Raw genomic sequence first — 16,927 nt, 5'->3', positions numbered from 1 at the left:
CTCGGCGTCGGGCGCCGCGGTCGGGGTCACTCGCTCAGCCTATCGATCAGCGCCAGCACCGCGGGCCGGTCCAGCTTCCCGCGCGGTGTCCGGGGGAGCGCGTCGGTCACGACCACTCGGGTCGGTCGCGACGGCACGTCCAACGACTCTCGGAGGTGTCGCCACAGGGCGGCGCGGTCGACCGGTCCGTCCGCGACGACCGCTGCCACCGGAACCGCCCCCATCCGGGGGTGCGGCGCACCCACGCAGGCCGCCTCGACGACCCCGGGGTGCGAGAGCAGCGCCCGTTCGACGTCCGCGGGCTCGACCTTCAGTGCCCCGCGCGAAATGGTGTCGGACACGCGACCGGACAGGAACAGCCAGCCGTCCTCGACGCGTCCGCGGTCGCCGACGTCGAACCACCCGTCGACGGGACCGCCCGCGGGAAGCGACGAGTCGTCGGTGAGATAGCCGTCGAACACCATGTCGCTGCGCACGTGCACCACGCCGTCGGCGACCCGCACGTCGACGCCCGAGACGACCCGACCCGACGACCCGACCGGGACCGCCTCGTCCGAGGCCGCGACCGACACCAAGGACAGCTCGGAGGCCCCGTAGAAGTGCACGATGCGCGCACCGGGTAGTCGTGCGGCGAGCGAGGCGCGCGCCGGTTCCGGCCAGAACGCCCCGGACGACAACACTTCTCGGACCGACCGCAGAGGGCCGCCGAGTCCGGCGACGACGTCGACGGCCAGGGTGGGCACCGTGTAGAGGTGGGTCGGATCGGCGCCCCCGCCGGGGGACAGTGGGCGCAGGTCCACCGCCGCCCCGCGGCCCAGCGCGTGCACCACCCCGTACAGGAAGTGCGTGTGGTCGAGCACGCCGGGCGTCGCGACGCGCGAGGCGGCGTCGATCGTGAATTCCTCGTCGCTGCGGTCGAGCGTCCGCGACCAGGACGACCGTGAGCGCACGAACACCTTCGGCCGACCCGACGTTCCCGACGTCAGCCCCGCCAGCAGCTCCGCGCTCTCCTCGACCGAGGGGAGCGCGGCGCCCCGGCCCCGCGCCGCATCCGACGGCGTCACCAGCGGACCGGCGTACCCGAGCCGTCGCAGACGCGCGTGCAGGCGCCGCGCGGCCACCACCTCCCGCGGCCCACCGACGGACAACACCGAGGCCAGGCGATCCGCGGTCAGGTGCCGGTGCAGCAGCAGGACCGACGACCCGGCCCGGATCGCACCCACCACCGCCGCCACCGACCCGACGTCCGACGACGGCAACACCGCGGTACGCCGGTGGCCGACCCAGCGCGCCGCGAGGCGGCCCGACGCCTCCCACAGCTCGCGGTACGTCGTCGACCCCGCCGCATCCACCACGGCCACCGCGTCGGGCCGGTTCCGCGCCCACCGCCCGATGCGGGCGTCGATCGGCTCACCGATCACCGTTGTCCCCGTCCCCGTCGTCATGGTCGTTCTCGACGCCGTCGTCCACTCCGTCGTCACGGTCGTTATCGACTCCGTCGTCCACGCCGTCGTCCACGCCTCTCGCGACGAGGCTGTCGCCCAGGGCATCGGCCGTCCGCAACGCTCGCACCACGACGGGCGTGGCCAGCGCCGCGATCGACCACTGCAGACCGCGCGCCTTCCGCGCCTCCGACACCTCCCGGACGATGTCGGTGAGCACCGGCACCAGGCGGATGGTCAGCGCGAGCAGCAGCCCGACCCGATCGGGGTCGACGCCGAGTCGGCGCAGCGGCCCGAGCGCTCGGCCGACGGTGTCGAGCATCGCGGTGACCCTCGTGGTGAGCGTCACCAGCCCGGCGGCCCCGACGGTCACCAGGAGGACGCCGCACACGACGGTCGCGCGGGCGGGCGTGGTCAGCCACACCTGGAACGCCGCGATGATCAGGATCATCCACAGCAACGGCCGCAGCTGCGCGAGGAGGACGCGCGGACCGAACCCCGCCACGGCGTACGCGGCGGTCACCCCCGCAAGCGCGACGGCGACGTCGACGGGTCGGCGGACGAGGATCAGGATCACGATCACCGCGGCCATGAGCAACAGCAGTTTGGCCCCAGCGGGCAGGCGGTGCAGGAGAGACGTGCCCGGCCGGTACAGGCCGATCATTCGAGCAGGCCCCGGTACGCCGGTATCGCCTCCGCCGGGGGTCCGTCGAACGCGATGCCCCCGTCGTGCACGACGACGACGCGATCGAAGCCGGCGAGTAGATCCAGGTGATGGGTCACCACGACGAGTTGCAGGTCGAGATCGGCCAGCACGCGGCCCACCAGTCGCGTGTTGCGCAGGTCGAGCAGGGTGGTGGGCTCGTCCGCCACCAGGATCTCCGGGCGCCGGATCACCACGGCGCCGATGGCCAGCATCTGCTTCTGCCCGCCGGAGAGCAGGTGGGCGGGGTGATCGGCGTGTCCGGCCAGGCCGAAACGCTCGAGCGTCTCGGCGACACGCTCGGCAACCTCGGCCTTCGACGCGCCGCTACGGCGCAACGAGAACGCGAGATCCTCCGCGACGGTCGGCATGACGATCTGGTTGTCGGGGTCGGTGAAGACGAAGCCCACCCGTCGTCGTACCGCGGCCCCCTTCTTCGCCACGTCGAGCCCGTCGACCACCACGCGTCCCGACGTCGGTGTCACCAGGCCGTTGATCATGCGGGCGAGCGTCGACTTGCCGGATCCGTTGGAGCCGACGATGCCGATGCGTCGCTCGGTGAGCGTCAGCGACACCTCGCGCAGCACGGACCGGTCGCCGTAGCCGTGCCGGACGTTCTCGAACCGGATCTCGCTCATGCCGTGTCCCGCGTCATGCCGTGTCCCCGTCACGCGTCGATCCTCTCGACGACCATGGCGATGCCCTGGCCGCCGCCGATCGCGCAGGCCGCCAGCCCGAGCGCCGAGGGGAGTCCGTCGCCACGCGTCATACGAGCAGCCAACCGTACGAGCAGCATCGCCCCCGACGCGCCCCACGGATGACCCAGCGCGATCGCGCCGCCGCCCTGACACACGCGGTCCGGATCGAGGCCCGCCCGATCGATCACGGCAAGGGCGACCGAGGCGAAGGCCTCGGTGATCTCGATCGTGCCGACGTCGTCGACCGTGCAGCCGGCCCGTCGCAACGCCGCGTCGATCGCCGGCACCGGCGCCAGGCCGGGAAGCGCCGGGTCCGCACCGGCGACGGCCCACGAGCGCACGGCCAGGCACGGGCCCTCGGCCCGATCGCGCGTCGTCACGGCCAGCACCGCGGCGCCGTCCGAGATCCCGCAGGAGTTGCCCGCCGTCGCCGTCCCGCCCTCGCCGAACGCGGCGGGCAGGCGGGCCAGCCGCTCCGCGGTCAGTCCCGCACGGATGCGGCGGTCCCGCGTCTCGCCGCGCACCGGCACGATCTCGGCGGAGAAATTCGCGGCCGCGGCCAGACTGTGCGAGCGGGCCGCGTACGCGTCCTGCTGCGCGCGGGTGATGCCCAGGACACGGGCCAGATCGTCGGCCGCGGGACCCATGTCGGGGTCGGGCGTTCCGGCCGGGGTGAACGGCGCGCGGGTGTACCGCGTCGGAGGTTCGTCGCCGACCGGCGGTCGGAAGCGCCACGGGGCGGTGCTCGCCGACTCGACGCCGCCGGCGAGAACGAGGTCCGCATCGCCGGCCCGGACCCGTGACGCCGCCTGTCCGACGGCGTCCAGTCCCGATCCGCACTGCCGGTCCACCGTGACTCCCGGGACGCGATGGCCGAGGCCGGCCTGCAGAGCGGCGACGCGGGCGACGTCGCCGCCGGGCCCGAGGCAGTTGCCGAGCACGACGTCGTCGATCGGGCCGAGGTGCGCCACCCGGCCGACCACGTCGTCGATCACCGCCGCGGCCAGATCGGCCGCGGTGACGTCGCGGAACGCGTGACCCGCGATGCCGACGGGGGTGCGACGCGCGGCGAGAAGGACGGGGTCGCTCACACCGCGGTCGTCGTGCGTCGCGGCGCGATCAGACCCGGGTAGGCGCGGTGCACACCCTTGGCGACCACGGTGGCGACGACGACCTTGATCAGGTCGCCGGGGATGTAGGCGCCGGTGGAGGCGATGGCCGCGCCGACGCCGAGATCGGTGCGCAGGAGAAGTCCGAGAACACCGAAGACGTAGATGACGACGATGCCACCGACGGCGTTGACGGCCAGCCCGGCCCACAACGGGTACCGGGGAACGATCAGCCGGGTCGCGGCACCGATGACGAACGCACCGACGACCCAGCCGACGAGATAACCGACCGTCGGCCCGGCGAAGACGCCCAGTCCGCCGCGGCCTCCGGAGAGCAGGGGCAGGCCGAGGGCGACGAGGGCGAGCAGCACGAGGACGGCGCCGGCACCCTTGCGTGCCCCGAGCACCGCGCCGGCGAGGATGACGCCGAGCGTCTGCAGCGTGATCGGGACGCCGCTGATGCCGACGGTGATGGCGCCCGGGAGTCCCAGGGCGGCGATGAGGGCGGCGAACACGGCGATCTGCGCGAGGTCACGGGCGGTCGAGCGGGACGAGGACACCGGGGCTCCTGTGGTGGTCGACGGACGACTTGAACGGTGTTCAAGTCGGCTCAACCTAGCAGGACCCGATCAGAGCGATGCGACGAGTTCGTCCAACGTGGCCTTGGAGGAGTACCGCGGATGCCACCCCAGCTCGCGCTTGGCCTTCGAGGTGTCCATGACCACGGACGTCCGGGCGACGTGAATCCACTCGACCAACGACGGAACGAACGGCAGTCGTCGCAGCGTCGCCGAGGCCGCGGTGCCCAGCACGGCCGGGACCCGGACCGGGATCGCGCCGAGAGCCGAGGCGACCGTCGACAACGTCACCGTCCCGTCGCCGGCGATGTTGAACGCACCCGGCGCGGCATCGGTGGTGACGGTGACGGCGATCGCCGCCGCGACGTCGTCGTGATGCACCAGTTGCAGCGGGTGGCCCGGATCGGGGAAGACGGGCCCCGGGACCTTGCCGACCAGCGTTCCGAGCGGGCCCGGCAGCGCGGATGCGAGCTGCCGCCACGGCATCGAGTCCGCGAGTGCCGGTGCCTTCGGGCCCGCGACGATGCACGGTCGGAGCACGAAGACCTCGAGGTCGGACCCGCCCGTCACCTCGGTGAGCACTCGTTCGAGTTCGGCCTTCTGCTCGGAGTAGTAGTGCTCCGCGGATCCGCGCGTGGGAGTGTCCTCGGTGAGCGGGGTGCGGTTGTCCGGGTGGTAGCCGTACGCGGCCACCGACGAGGTGTAGACCAGGCGCGTCGGGCGCGGCGCCGCCACCGTCGCCTCGAAGACGTTCCGAGTGCCCTCGAGGTTGATGCGGGCGCTCTCGGTACGCGAGCCCATGATGAGGAACGCGAGATGCACGACGACGTCCGCGTCGGCCACGAAGTCCTCGACCGCCGCACGGTCGAGGATGTCGCCCTGGCGGTACTCCGTCTTGGTCCACCCGTGCGCAGCCGGGTCGAACGGTCGACGGGCCATGCCCAGGATCCGCTCGACACCCGGGTCGCGCTCGAGTGCGTCGACGGTCGAGATCCCGATCTCGCCGGTCGGTCCGGTGACGGCCACGGTGATTCCCATGACCGAGACATGCCCCCTCACGAGCCGGTTCAAGCCCGGCCATCCCGAGTGCGAGGATCGCAGTCATGACAGACGTCGCGGAGGTCCTCGCGTCCCTGCGTCGGGCACCCGACGTCGAGGCCGACAATCTGACCGCCGTCGATGCGTCCGATCGCCTGATCCTCACCGAGGCCGACGCGGCGCTCGCCGAGGTGGACGGCGACCGCGTGGCGGTGATCGGCGATCGGTACGGGGCCCTGACCCTCGGCGCCGCGGCCGCACACGGACTCACCGGAATGCGGGTGCATCAGGATCCGATCACCGGCGAGCAGGCGACGGCGCGCAATGCCGCCCGGCTGGGCCTGGCGTCGGCGTACCGCAGTCACGGACTCGACGAGGCGCTGGTGCGGGGTGCACGCGTGGTCCTGCTGCAGTTGCCGCGCAGCCTCGCCGAGCTGACCGAGATCGCGGAAACCGTGGCGCGCTGCGCCGACCCGGCGGTGACGGTGTACTCCGCCGGCCGGCTCAAGCACATGTCGCGGTCGATGAACGACGTGCTCGCGCGCAGCTTCGGCGAGGTGATCGCCACCCGGGCCGCCCAGAAGTCACGCGGACTGATCGCGCGCGGACCGGTGCGCACGGACCCGCCGACGTACCCCGCCCGCACGACGGTGCCCGAACTCGGGCTGACCGTCGTCGCCCACGGCGCCGTCTTCGCCGGCGGCACCCTCGACCTCGGCACCCGCGTGCTCCTGCGACACGTCGATCGCATCGCGCCGGACGCCCGCCGGGTGGTCGACCTCGGCTGCGGCACCGGGCTGCTCGCGATCGCGGCCGCCCGCGCTCGGCCGAACGCGGAGGTGATTGCGAGCGACCGGTCCGCCGCCGCCGTGGCGTCCGCGCGAGCGACCGCCGACCTGGCGGGGGTGACCCTCACCGTGCGACGCGAGGACGCCCTGGCCGACGAACCCGACGCCGGTGTCGACGTGGTGCTGTGCAACCCGCCGTTCCACGAGCACACGGCCGTCCACACCGGCGGCGCGGAGAAACTCGTCCGCGCCGCCGCGCGGGTCCTGCGGCCGGGTGGGGAGATGTGGACCGTTTACAACGGTCACCTGCACTACCGAGGGTTGTTGGCGCGCACCGTCGGTCCGACGGAGATCGTGGACCGAACCCCGAAATTCGTCGTCACGCGGAGCGTGCGGGTGTGACGGTCACGCGCAGCGTGCGGGTGTAACGGTCACGCGCAGCGTGCGGGTGTGACGGGTCACTCGAAGAAGGACCCCGCGTCCTCGGGGGTGCCGTCGATCTGTCCTCGGTGCGACGCCGAGTTCTCCACCACGACGCCGTCGACGATCTCGGCGTCCTTCTCCGGGTCCGCCGCGTCGGTCCCGTCGCCGCCGTCGGCCCCGGCGATGTAGTCGTTCTCGTCGGGACTGTCGACGACGCGGTCGACGAGCTCTTCCGTCAGGTCGTCGTCGGGCGTTGCCGCGACGGGGACGTCGGGTGCGTCCTCGGGTTGGACGTCGGGGACCTCCTCGGCGAGCTTCTGGTCCAGGGACTCGCCCTCGCGCGCCTCGCGTTCCGTGGTGCCGAACTTGTCCGCCTCGGCCCAGGAGTCCGGCGGGGTCACCACGTCGTCGACGTCGTCGGTTCCGCGCACTTCGTCGGAATCCAGGCTCTCGCTCGGATCGAGGGTGTCGCCCGGGCCGTCTTCGATGCCGCCGTCTTCGATACTCATTCCCGTTCTGTTTCCGGTCGGCCGAGGGGCGAAACCCACGCCCCACTCGGGCTTCGACACGCCTCGGCGGGCCACGCCCTAGTACAGTCCGTTTTGTCCGATCGATGTCCGGCCGCCGGGAACTCTCCGGCGGGGCCGGGCGTTGAACGGTTCGACAGGCGACCGACACCGCCGCCGACGGCGAGCGGAGTCGATCCACACACGAAAGGGATGAGACACGGTGCGCACTTCCAGCAACCCGGTGTTCCGCAATCTGCCCAAGCAGACGGGGGGCGGGTACGCCTCCTTCGGTTCGGCCGCCGCCGGTGCCGGAGCGGCCACCCAGCAGTTCGGTCAGCCGGCCCCGCAGCCGTACACCACCGCGGATTCGCAGCGGGCCATGACGATCGACGACGTGGTCACCAAGACCGGTGTCACGCTCGGCGTCCTCACCGTGACGGCGATCATCTCCTACGTCATGGCGAGCAACAATCCGAGTCTGGCCCCGATGTTCGTCATCGGCGGCGGCCTGATCGGGTTCGTCCTGGTCCTCGTGGCCACCTTCGGTCGCAAGATGGACAACCCGGCGATCGTGCTCGCCTACGCGGCCTTCGAGGGCTTCTTCCTCGGTGCGCTGTCGCTGATGTTCACCTCGATCCAGTTCGGCGGCGTCGGAGGCAGCGCACTCATCGCGCAGGCGGTGCTCGGCACGTTCGGTGTGTTCTTCGGCATGCTGGTCGTCTACAAGACCGGTGCCATCCGCGTGACGCCGCGCCTGACCCGTATGGTCGTCGGCGCTCTCATCGGCGTCGTCGTGCTCATGCTCGGCAACCTGATCGCGTCGTTCTTCACCCCCGGCGGCCTCGGCCTGCGCGACGGCGGCACTCTCGCGATCATCTTCAGCCTCGTCTGCATCGGTATCGCCGCGTTCAGCTTCCTGCTGGACTTCGATCAGGCGGACCAGCTCATCCGCGCCCAGGCTCCGGCCAAGGCGGCATGGGGCGTGGCCCTCGGCCTCACCATCACCCTGGTCTGGCTCTACATCGAGATCCTGCGCCTGCTGAGCTACTTCCAGAACGACTAGCTCCACACGCACACCAGCCCCCGACCTCGTGGTCGGGGGCTGGTGTCGTCTCGGGGAGTCGCACGCCGGGCGACGGCGATGCCCGAGCCGTGGGCTCGACTCGCGCACCGGCGCCGGGTGCTAGCGGGGCACCTGAGCCTCACCATTCCCGGTCCCGGAGGCCTTCAACCCTGGTCGGGAACCGGGTGGTGGGACCGGCGCGTCAGCTGAGGCGCTCGAGCACCATCGCCATGCCCTGGCCGCCGCCGACGCACATGGTCTCGAGGCCGAACTGCTTGTCGTGCGCGCGGAGGTTGTTCAGCAGCGTCGCGGTGATCCGCGCGCCCGTCATACCGAACGGGTGACCCAGCGCGATGGCACCGCCGGACACGTTGAGCTTGTCCTCGTCGATCTTCAACTCTCGGGCCGACCCGATGACCTGCACCGCGAACGCCTCGTTGATCTCGACCAGATCGATGTCGTCGATCGTCTTGCCGGCCAACGCCAGTGCCTTCTTCGACGCCTCGATCGGTCCGAGACCCATGATCTCGGGTGACAGGCCGGAGACGCCGGTGGACACGATGCGCGCCAGCGGGGTCAGGCCCAACTCTTTCGCCTTGGTGTCCGACATGATCACGAGCGCGGCGGCGCCGTCGTTCAGCGGGCACGCGTTGCCGGCGGTGATGGTGCCGTCGGGACGGAAGACCGGCTTCAGGCCCGAGATCTTCTCGTACGTGGTGCCCGCACGGGGGCCGTCGTCGGTCGACACGACGGTGCCGTCGGGCAGGGTGACGGGGGTGATCTCGTTCTCGAAGTGACCCCGAGCGATGGCCTCCTCGGCGCGGTTCTGGCTCCGCACGCCCCAGTGGTCCTGCTCCTCGCGGGTGATGCCCGTGATCTGGGCGACGTTCTCCGCCGTCTGGCCCATGGCGATGTAGGCGTCGGGCAGCAGGCCGTCCTCGCGGGGGTCGGACCAGGTCTGTCCACCCTGCGCCAGCTTCTCGGTGCGGGCCTGCGCATCGGCGTAGATGGGGTTGTGGGTGTCGGGGAGGGAGTCCGAGGTGCCCTTGACGAAACGCGACACCGTCTCGACGCCGGCGGAGACGAACACGTCGCCCTCGCCCGCCTTGATGGCGTGCAGGGCCATGCGGGTGGTCTGGAGCGACGACGAGCAGTACCGCGTGATGGTGGTGCCCGGCAGGAAGTCGTATCCCAGCTGGATCGCGACGTTGCGGCCCAGGTTGAAGCCCTGCTCGCCGCCGGGGAGGCCCACACCCATGATCAGGTCGTCGATCTCGGTGGGGTCGAGGGCGGGCACCTGCGCCAGCGCCGCGGCGACCATCTGCGCGGCGAGGTCGTCGGGACGGATGTCCTTGAGCGACCCCTTCATCGCGCGTCCGATGGGGGAGCGGGCGACGGACACGATCACGGCCTCTGGCATGGGATTCCCTTCGTCTTCGAACAACTCGGTGGTGTAACGCGATAGTGGAACACGGTTCTGTTAGTCGAGACTAACCCGTGGCCCCCACCGCAGGACACGTCTGTTGGCCGCGGCGGTCAGACGGGACACCATCCGGCGCTGTTCCGCGACCTCCGACCTGGCCGGCAGCGTCGGCAGGGGACCACCCGACCACTCTCCCAAGGCGGCGGCGAGGACGGGCAGGATCTGACGCGCGGCCAGTTCGTATCCGGCCGCCGACGGGTGGAACCGGTCCGCGGAGAACAGGCGATCCGGGGCGGCCAGGAATTCCGGCGCCAGCAGGTCCGCGAGGGCGACGGGATGTCCGCCCGCGGCAAGGGTCGCCGACGTCTGGGCCCGTGCGAGCCGGTGGCCCCAGGTGCGGACGACGCTGCGCAGCGGCTGCGGGATCGCCGTCACCACCCCGAGATCCGGGCAGGTCCCCACCACGACGACGGTGCCCTCGGCGCGCAGGCGGCGCACCGCCGTCCCCAATCGCGCCGCCGACGCCGCGACGGCGTGCTTCTTGGTGACGTCGTTCGCGCCGATGAAGATCACCGCGGCGTCCGGCGGCCGGCCCGCCACCAGCATCGCGTCGACCTGCCCCTCGAGACCTTTCGACGTCGCGCCGGGAATGGCTTTCGTCGACAAGCGGATTCGCTTCCCGGTCTCGTCCGCCAGACCGCGCGCGACCAGCACGCCCGGGACCTCCTGCGGTGCGGTGCAGCCCATGCCCGCCGCGGTGGAGTCCCCGAAGATCATCAGATGCAGATCCGCGGCCACGCCGGGGCGCCACCGTTCCGGTCGCTCGTCGCCCGGCCCGTACACGCCGTCGGCCTCCGGCGGCTTCGCGGTGGTGCGGCCGATGACGGTGCGCGCGGCGGCGGCCTGGGCCAGTAGATGGCGGTAGGCCGCCCACGAGAGGGTCGTCGCGCCGGAACCGGCGACCACTGTGGCCGCCCCGGCACGCGCCGCCCCGCGCCACCCGCCGGTTCCGCTCCGCCTCGAACGCCCCGCCTGCCCAGTCACGTGTCCGATTCTAGGTGCGCGCCGGAGTCTGGGATGATGGCCACATGCGCATTGCGAACAGCGTCGTCGACCTCATCGGCAACACCCCGCTGGTGAAGCTGAACACCGTCGTGGCCCCGGGATCGGCCCTGCTGGCGGCCAAGATCGAGTATCTCAACCCGGGTGGCAGCTCGAAGGACCGCATCGCGGTGAAGATGATCGACGCCGCCGAGGCGGCCGGCGAGCTGAAGCCCGGCGGCACCATCGTCGAGCCGACGTCGGGCAACACCGGCGTCGGACTCGCTCTGGTCGCGCAGCAACGCGGCTACAAGTGCGTCTTCGTGTGCCCGGACAAGGTCGGCGAGGACAAGCGCAACGTCCTGCGCGCCTACGGCGCCCAGGTGGTCGTGTGCCCGACCGCCGTCGCGCCGGAGGATCCGAACAGCTACTACAGCGTCTCGGATCGCCTGGTGCGCGAGATCGAGGGCGCCTGGAAGCCCAACCAGTACGCCAACCCCGGCGGGCCGCAGAGTCACTACGAGACCACCGGACCCGAGATCTGGGCCGACACGGACGGCAAGATCACGCACTTCGTGGCGGGCGTCGGCACCGGCGGCACCATCACCGGCACCGGTCGCTACCTCAAGGAGATGTCCGGCGGGAAGGTCAAGATCATCGGCGCCGACCCCGAGGGCTCGGTGTACTCGGGCGGCACGGGTCGGCCCTACCTGGTCGAGGGCGTCGGTGAGGACTTCTGGCCGTCGGCGTACGACCCGTCGATTCCCGACGAGATCATCGCCGTCTCCGACGCCGACTCGTTCGAGATGACGCGCCGCCTCGCCCGTGAGGAAGGTCTGCTCGTCGGCGGATCCTGCGGCATGGCGATGGTGGCGGCTCTGCAGGTCGCGGAGCGGGAGGGGCCCGACGCCCTGGTCGTGGTGCTGCTGCCCGACGGTGGCCGCGGCTACCTCGGCAAGATCTTCAACGACAAGTGGATGAGCTCCTACGGCTTCCTGCGCACGCCCCTCGAGGGCGAGAAGGTCGAGCCGACCGTCGGCGACGTGCTGCGCGGCAAGTCCGGCGCGCTGCCGGACCTCGTGCATACCCACCCGTCGGAAACGCTGCGCGACGCCATCGAGATCCTGCGCGAGTACGGCGTCTCGCAGATGCCCGTCGTCGGGGCGGAGCCGCCGGTCATGGCCGGTGAGGTCGCCGGCAGCGTCAGCGAGCGGGATCTGCTCTCGGCCGTGTTCGAGGGTCGCGCGGCCCTCTCCGACGCGGTGTCGGAACACATGAGCGCCCCGTTCCCGTTGATCGGTGCGGGCGAGTCCGTCACCGCGGCCACCAAACAGCTCGGGGACACCGACGCCGTCATGGTCGTCGAGGACGGCAAGCCCGTCGGGGTCATCACCCGACACGATCTGCTCGGGTTCGTCAGCGCGGGCAGCTAGACACGCCACGAGCGACACACGACGAGGGAGAGACGAGATGACCGACAGCAGCGCGTCCACCGATCGGACCGCGTCGACGAACGCGGGGCAGGGATTCGCCACCCGTGCCGTGCACGCCGGATACGAGCCGGATCCCCTGACGGGCGCGGTCAACGTCCCCATCTACGCCTCGAGCACGTTCGCCCAGGACGGCGTCGGCGGAATGCGCAGCGGGTTCGAGTACGCGCGCACCGGTAATCCCACCCGGCGACCGCTCGAGGCGAACCTCGCCGCGCTGGAGGAGGGGCGATACGGACGCGCGTTCTCGTCGGGCATGGCCGCGACGGACTGCGCCCTGCGGACCGTCCTGCGGCCGGGCGATCACCTGGTGATCCCGAACGACGCGTACGGCGGCACCTTCCGCCTCATCGACAAGGTGTTCACGCACTGGAACATCGAGTACTCGGTGGCGCCGGTCTCGGACGTCGACGCCGTGCGCGAGGCCATCCGACCGAACACCAAGCTGGTGTGGGTCGAGACGCCGACCAACCCGCTCCTCAACGTCGGCGACATCGCCGCGCTGTCCGAGGTGGCGCACGGTGCCGGTGCGAAACTGTTGGTGGACAACACCTTCGCCTCGCCGTACCTGCAGCAGCCGCTGACCCTCGGCGCGGACATCGTCCTGCATTCGACCACCAAGTACATCGGTGGCCACTCGGACGTCGTCGGCGGCGCACTCGTCACCGACGACGAGGAGCTCGACGCCGGGTTCGCCTTCCTGCAGAACGGTGCGGGCGGCGTGCCCGGACCGTTCGACGCCTTCCTGACGCTGCGCGGCATCAAGACGCTCGCCCTGCGCATGGAGAAGCACAGCGACAACGCCGAGCGTGTCGTCGAGCTGTTCTCGGGACACCCCGCCGTCGCGTCGGTGATCTACCCGGGCTCGCCGGAGCACCCGTCGCACGACGTCGCCGCGCGCCAGATGCGCCGCTTCGGCGGCATGGTCTCGGTGCGGTTGAAGGGCGGCCGCGAGGCGGCCCTGGACCTGTGCAAGCGCACCGAGGTGTTCACGCTGGCCGAATCACTCGGCGGTGTCGAGTCGCTCATCGAGCATCCCGGCGCGATGACCCACGCCTCGACGGCCGGATCGCTGCTCGAGGTGCCGGACGATCTTGTGCGGCTCTCCGTCGGCATCGAGGACGCGGCGGATCTGGTGGCCGACCTGGAGAACGCGCTGGGCTGACGGCTCTGCAGGTCTCACGGCTCTGCAGGTCTGACGGCTCTAGAGTTCGGGTCATGGAACTGTTGACCCGAGAGGGGCTCGACCGCGCCACCGCGCGGCTGGCCCCCGTCATGCGCCGCACACCCCTGGTGGCCTCCCGTGTCCTGTCCGATCGCACGGGCCGTGAGGTCTGGCTCAAGTGCGAGAACCTCCAACGCACGGGATCGTTCAAGCCGCGCGGCGCGTACAACCGCATCGCCGGCCTGACCGACGCCGAGCGAGCCCGCGGGGTGGTCGCCGCCAGCGCCGGCAACCACGCGCAGGGGGTGGCCTGGGCGGCCGCCGAACTCGGGGCCGCGTCGACGGTGTTCATGCCGGAGGGGGCGCCGCTGCCCAAACTGGTGGCCACCCGCTCCTACGGAGCGCAGATCCATCAGGTCGGCTCCACGGTGGACGACGCGCTGGTGGCGGCACTGGAGTTCGCCGAGGAGACCGGGGCGGTGCTGATCCACCCGTTCGATCACCTCGACGTCGTCGCCGGCCAGGCGACCGTGGGTCGGGAGATCCTGGATCAGATGCCGTCGGTGGGAGCCATCGTCGTCCCCACCGGGGGCGGCGGACTGGTCGCCGGCATCGCGGCCGCCGTCGCGCTCGACGAGCGTACGGTGCCGGTGGTGGGTGTGCAGGCCGCGCAGGCCGCCGCCTGGCCGAGCTCGCTCGCGGCCGGGACGCCCACGCCCGCCGAACGGATGTCCACGATGGCCGACGGCATCGCCGTCGGCCGACCGGGCGACGTTCCGTTCGCGCACGTCTCCGCGCTCGGTGACCGCATGCTCACCGTCAGCGAGGACGCCCTGTCCCGGGCGCTGCTGCTGTGCATGGAGCGCGCGAAACTCATCGTCGAGGCCGCGGGCGCCGCCGCGGTCGCGGCCCTGATGGATCATCCGTCGGAAATTCCGGGTGACGGGCCCGTGGTGGCGGTGCTCTCGGGCGGCAACATCGACCCGCTGCTGCTCACCCATGTGGTGGCGCACGGGCTGCGCGCCGCCGGTCGCTACCTCACGGTGCGCATCGTGATTCCGGACCGGCCCGGCGGACTGCTCGGCGTGCTCGGTGTGGCTCGTGACGCCGCGGCCAGCGTGGTCGACGTCGTCCACGCCCGCACCGCGGGGCGTCTCGCTTTGGACGAGGTGGAGGTCGTGATGACCCTGGAGACGAGAGGACCGGATCACCGGGAAGCCGTGCTCGCGGCCTTCGCCACGGCCGGATTCGAGGTCGCGGTTCAGGAGTGACGGCCGTCCAGGAGTAGGGCGGGCCGAGCCGGGTCAGGCGGCGAAGACCGCGGCCGCCGCCTGCTCCGCCACCCGGCGCGCCACCTCGGCGGCCTCGCGGGTGAGGGCGACGCTGCCCGACGCGAGGGTGACGGCGCGGCGGTCGGTGCCGTCCGCGACGGTGATCTGCCAACCCTGGACAGGCTCGGGCCCGGCGGCGGCGACGTGATCGGCCATCGAGACCAGGACGCCGCACCCGAACCGGCGGGCGACGGTCTCGGCGACCCGCGCCACGGCCACCGCGGGTGCGGTGGCGGTGAGGTCGAGGGTGGCGAATCCGGGGAGACGCACTGCGGTGCCGTCGAATTCGACCTCGCGGAACGAGGCGTCACGGACCGGATCGACGGCGCCGTCGGTGGACTCGGCGGCCTCGAGGGCGATGCGCAGGTGGTCGGCGAGCGCAGCGCCGACGCGGACGGTGCGGCCGAAGGAGCGGTTGAGCCGCTGCAACTCCGACGTGGAACGCTCGGTGCTGAAGACCTCGCAGGCGGCGTCGAGCTCGGCCCGCGCGAACGCGGCGGCGTCGGTGACGCGCGTGGGGTCGGTGACGACCACGCGGACGTGGTGGCCGTCGATGTCGAACCCGGCGAATGCCTTCGTGGCGAGAGTCATGTGTTGTCGCACCTCCACAGATCGCATCGCTTCGGCGGTCACCGAGCGTTACACCGCCCGGGCGACTCGTGACTCGTCACAACCGGACCGTCGTCGTTCGGCGGTGTGCGGCCAGGATGGACCCGATGCCCGGGAAAACCCCGGGAACGCGAACCGGCCCCGTGTCCGACGGACACGGGGCCGGTGAGGCGCTCGATCGGGTGGGGCTCAGGAGTGGTAGGGCTCGGCGCTGACGAGCGTGACCTTCATGGTCTTGCCGTTGGGCAGCGTGTACTCGCGGGTGTCACCGACGGTGGCGTCGATCAAGGCGCCGCCGAGGGGGGAGTTGGGGGAGTAGACCTCGAGCTTGCCGTCACGGGCGCCCTCCTCGCGCGTGGCGATGAGGAAGGTCTCGGTGTCCGACTCGTCGCCGTCGTAGAAGACCTTCACCACGGAACCGGGAAGGGCCACGCCGGACCGCGTGGGCGCCTCGCCGACCTTCGCGTTGTTGAGCAGCTCCTGCAGCTGGCGGATGCGCGCCTCCTGCTGACCCTGCTCCTCGCGCGCGGCGTGGTAGCCACCGTTCTCCTTGAGGTCGCCTTCCTCGCGACGCTCGTTGATCTCGGCGGCGATGACCGGCCGGTTGGCGATGAGCTGGTCGAGTTCGCCCTTGAGCCTGTCGTGCGACTCCTGGGTCAGCCAGGTCACCTGGGTCTCGCTCATCTCGATCACTCCTTCGTTGTCAGACGGTGTCGGCCGGCGCCGGGACGGCGTCGGCGGCCGAGGACCGCCCACACGTGAAAAGCGAGCCCGCGCGTCGCGCGGGCTCGTGGTGACGGGCCCGTCCGGTCCGGTCGGCCGTCCCCGGTCTGTCGAGGACGGTGGCGGTGGGACCCGTCTATGCAGCAATACACGGCTCAACCCGTGAGCCGTGTACGAAACGAACCTACCACGAATCGGACCCGGGAGTTCCGTCGTCGGACACCGGACCGTCGCGTCGTCGTCACCCGCGGGTGAGGTACTCCGGCACCGTCAGGCTGCATCCGTACAGGTCGGCGAGCCCGGGCGGGGCCGACGTGATCACCTCCGTGCGGATGTCCTCGGTGCCGTTCGGCGACGCCGGGATCAGAACCTCGCGCCGCCCGGTCTCGGAGCCGTCGCGCGAACGGGATCGCACGATGCAGACGGCGGGCTCCGACGGGTCGTCGCGGGTGACCGACAGGCGCACGTCCACCCGATCGTCGGACACGATCTCGAAGGACACCAGGGTGCCGTCGACGTCGGGCGTCGTGAATTTCGTGTAGCCGAGGTAGGCGATCCCGACGCCGAGGGCGACGACCAGCAGGGTCAGCGTCACCGCGAGCACCCGCGACGGTGTGCGGCCGCGGTCCTCGGGGTACCGACCCTCGGGAAGGGCTCGACCGGTCGGGGGCGTGGTGCTCATCGACGACGAACCTACCGGCCCCCGCGCCCCGGACGAATCCGGAGGTGGGGAAGTGGGACAATCGGAGTGTGCGCCGGTCGGGGCACGGACGAACCATCGTGCGAAAGAGAGC

General features: G+C 71.5%; 17 protein-coding genes. 5 read left to right on the top strand and 12 right to left on the bottom strand.

Annotated features, from left to right (window positions below; genetic code table 11):
* Positions 1-26 precede the first annotated feature (26 nt).
* From BMZ18_RS15650 to BMZ18_RS15625, 6 genes are all read right to left on the bottom strand, one after another.
* The gene (locus tag BMZ18_RS15650; protein WP_169817721.1) at positions 27-1,445 is read right to left on the bottom strand and encodes an AMP-binding protein; all 1,419 of its coding nucleotides are present in this window, start codon (positions 1,443-1,445) and stop codon (positions 27-29) included.
* A complete protein-coding gene (locus BMZ18_RS15645) occupies positions 1,411-2,106 on the bottom strand; it encodes an energy-coupling factor transporter transmembrane component T family protein (protein WP_068363154.1) in 696 nt (231 codons plus the stop codon). The genes BMZ18_RS15650 and BMZ18_RS15645 overlap by 35 nt, the downstream gene beginning before the upstream one ends.
* Complete coding sequence (locus tag BMZ18_RS15640; RefSeq protein WP_068363215.1) at positions 2,103-2,783, bottom strand: energy-coupling factor ABC transporter ATP-binding protein; 681 nt, start codon at positions 2,781-2,783, stop codon at positions 2,103-2,105. The genes BMZ18_RS15645 and BMZ18_RS15640 overlap by 4 nt, the downstream gene beginning before the upstream one ends.
* A 29-nt stretch (positions 2,784-2,812) precedes the next feature.
* A complete protein-coding gene (locus BMZ18_RS15635) occupies positions 2,813-3,934 on the bottom strand; it encodes a thiolase family protein (protein ID WP_068363157.1) in 1,122 nt (373 codons plus the stop codon).
* Positions 3,931-4,512 (bottom strand): biotin transporter BioY, encoded by a 582-nt coding sequence (locus tag BMZ18_RS15630; protein ID WP_068102448.1) that lies wholly within the window; start codon positions 4,510-4,512, stop codon positions 3,931-3,933. Before BMZ18_RS15630 ends, BMZ18_RS15635 begins: the two co-directional genes overlap by 4 nt.
* Positions 4,513-4,581: 69 nt before the next feature.
* Positions 4,582-5,568 (bottom strand): NAD-dependent epimerase/dehydratase family protein, encoded by a 987-nt coding sequence (locus tag BMZ18_RS15625; RefSeq protein ID WP_068363160.1) that lies wholly within the window; start codon positions 5,566-5,568, stop codon positions 4,582-4,584.
* A 65-nt stretch (positions 5,569-5,633) separates the two neighbouring features.
* On the opposite strand from BMZ18_RS15625, the gene BMZ18_RS15620 reads away from it, so the two are divergent.
* Positions 5,634-6,758 carry a class I SAM-dependent methyltransferase gene (locus BMZ18_RS15620; RefSeq protein ID WP_068363163.1) on the top strand — a complete coding sequence of 375 codons (1,125 nt, stop codon included), beginning with the start codon at positions 5,634-5,636 and terminating at the stop codon, positions 6,756-6,758.
* A gap of 56 nt (positions 6,759-6,814) precedes the next feature.
* On the opposite strand, the gene BMZ18_RS15615 is transcribed toward BMZ18_RS15620, so the two are convergent.
* On the bottom strand, positions 6,815-7,288 hold the full coding sequence (locus BMZ18_RS15615) for a hypothetical protein (RefSeq protein ID WP_068363166.1): 474 nt from the start codon (positions 7,286-7,288) through the stop codon (positions 6,815-6,817).
* A 220-nt stretch (positions 7,289-7,508) separates the two neighbouring features.
* Here BMZ18_RS15615 and BMZ18_RS15610 point away from each other — a divergent pair, with 220 nt between their 5' ends.
* Positions 7,509-8,351, top strand: a complete 843-nt coding sequence (locus BMZ18_RS15610; protein WP_068102441.1) for a Bax inhibitor-1/YccA family protein — start codon at positions 7,509-7,511, stop codon at positions 8,349-8,351.
* Between the two features lie 202 nt (positions 8,352-8,553).
* Here the strand turns inward: BMZ18_RS15610 and BMZ18_RS15605 are convergent, their stop codons facing one another.
* Positions 8,554-9,771 carry an acetyl-CoA C-acetyltransferase gene (locus BMZ18_RS15605; RefSeq protein WP_068102439.1) on the bottom strand — a complete coding sequence of 406 codons (1,218 nt, stop codon included), beginning with the start codon at positions 9,769-9,771 and terminating at the stop codon, positions 8,554-8,556.
* A gap of 60 nt (positions 9,772-9,831) precedes the next feature.
* Positions 9,832-10,818, bottom strand: coding sequence for an SGNH/GDSL hydrolase family protein (locus BMZ18_RS15600; protein WP_068363169.1), 987 nt, complete (start codon positions 10,816-10,818; stop codon positions 9,832-9,834).
* 44 nt (positions 10,819-10,862) lie between these two features.
* On the opposite strand from BMZ18_RS15600, the gene BMZ18_RS15595 reads away from it, so the two are divergent.
* From BMZ18_RS15595 to ilvA, 3 genes are read left to right on the top strand one after another with little or no spacing between them, the layout of a single operon-like run.
* Positions 10,863-12,248: a cystathionine beta-synthase gene (locus BMZ18_RS15595; RefSeq protein ID WP_068102435.1), complete on the top strand. Its 1,386-nt coding sequence runs from the start codon at positions 10,863-10,865 to the stop codon at positions 12,246-12,248.
* A gap of 37 nt (positions 12,249-12,285) precedes the next feature.
* Positions 12,286-13,470, top strand: a complete 1,185-nt coding sequence (locus BMZ18_RS15590; RefSeq protein WP_068363172.1) for a cystathionine gamma-synthase — start codon at positions 12,286-12,288, stop codon at positions 13,468-13,470.
* Positions 13,471-13,523: 53 nt separating this feature from the next.
* A complete protein-coding gene (gene ilvA, locus BMZ18_RS15585) occupies positions 13,524-14,741 on the top strand; it encodes a threonine ammonia-lyase (protein WP_068363175.1) in 1,218 nt (405 codons plus the stop codon).
* Positions 14,742-14,774: 33 nt separating this feature from the next.
* Here ilvA and BMZ18_RS15580 read toward each other — a convergent pair whose 3' ends face one another.
* From BMZ18_RS15580 to BMZ18_RS15570, 3 genes are all read right to left on the bottom strand, one after another.
* Positions 14,775-15,392, bottom strand: a complete 618-nt coding sequence (locus BMZ18_RS15580) for an FAD:protein FMN transferase (protein ID WP_068363178.1) — start codon at positions 15,390-15,392, stop codon at positions 14,775-14,777.
* 207 nt (positions 15,393-15,599) lie between these two features.
* Complete coding sequence (gene greA / locus BMZ18_RS15575; RefSeq protein ID WP_068106064.1) at positions 15,600-16,094, bottom strand: transcription elongation factor GreA; 495 nt, start codon at positions 16,092-16,094, stop codon at positions 15,600-15,602.
* A 280-nt stretch (positions 16,095-16,374) separates the two neighbouring features.
* Complete coding sequence (locus BMZ18_RS15570) at positions 16,375-16,815, bottom strand: DUF4307 domain-containing protein (protein WP_068363181.1); 441 nt, start codon at positions 16,813-16,815, stop codon at positions 16,375-16,377.
* Between the last annotated feature and the right edge of the window lie 112 nt (positions 16,816-16,927).

Source organism: Rhodococcoides kroppenstedtii, assembly GCF_900111805.1.
Lineage (GTDB): Bacteria > Actinomycetota > Actinomycetes > Mycobacteriales > Mycobacteriaceae > Rhodococcoides > Rhodococcoides kroppenstedtii.
This window is presented reverse-complemented; position numbering and strand designations above follow the sequence as displayed.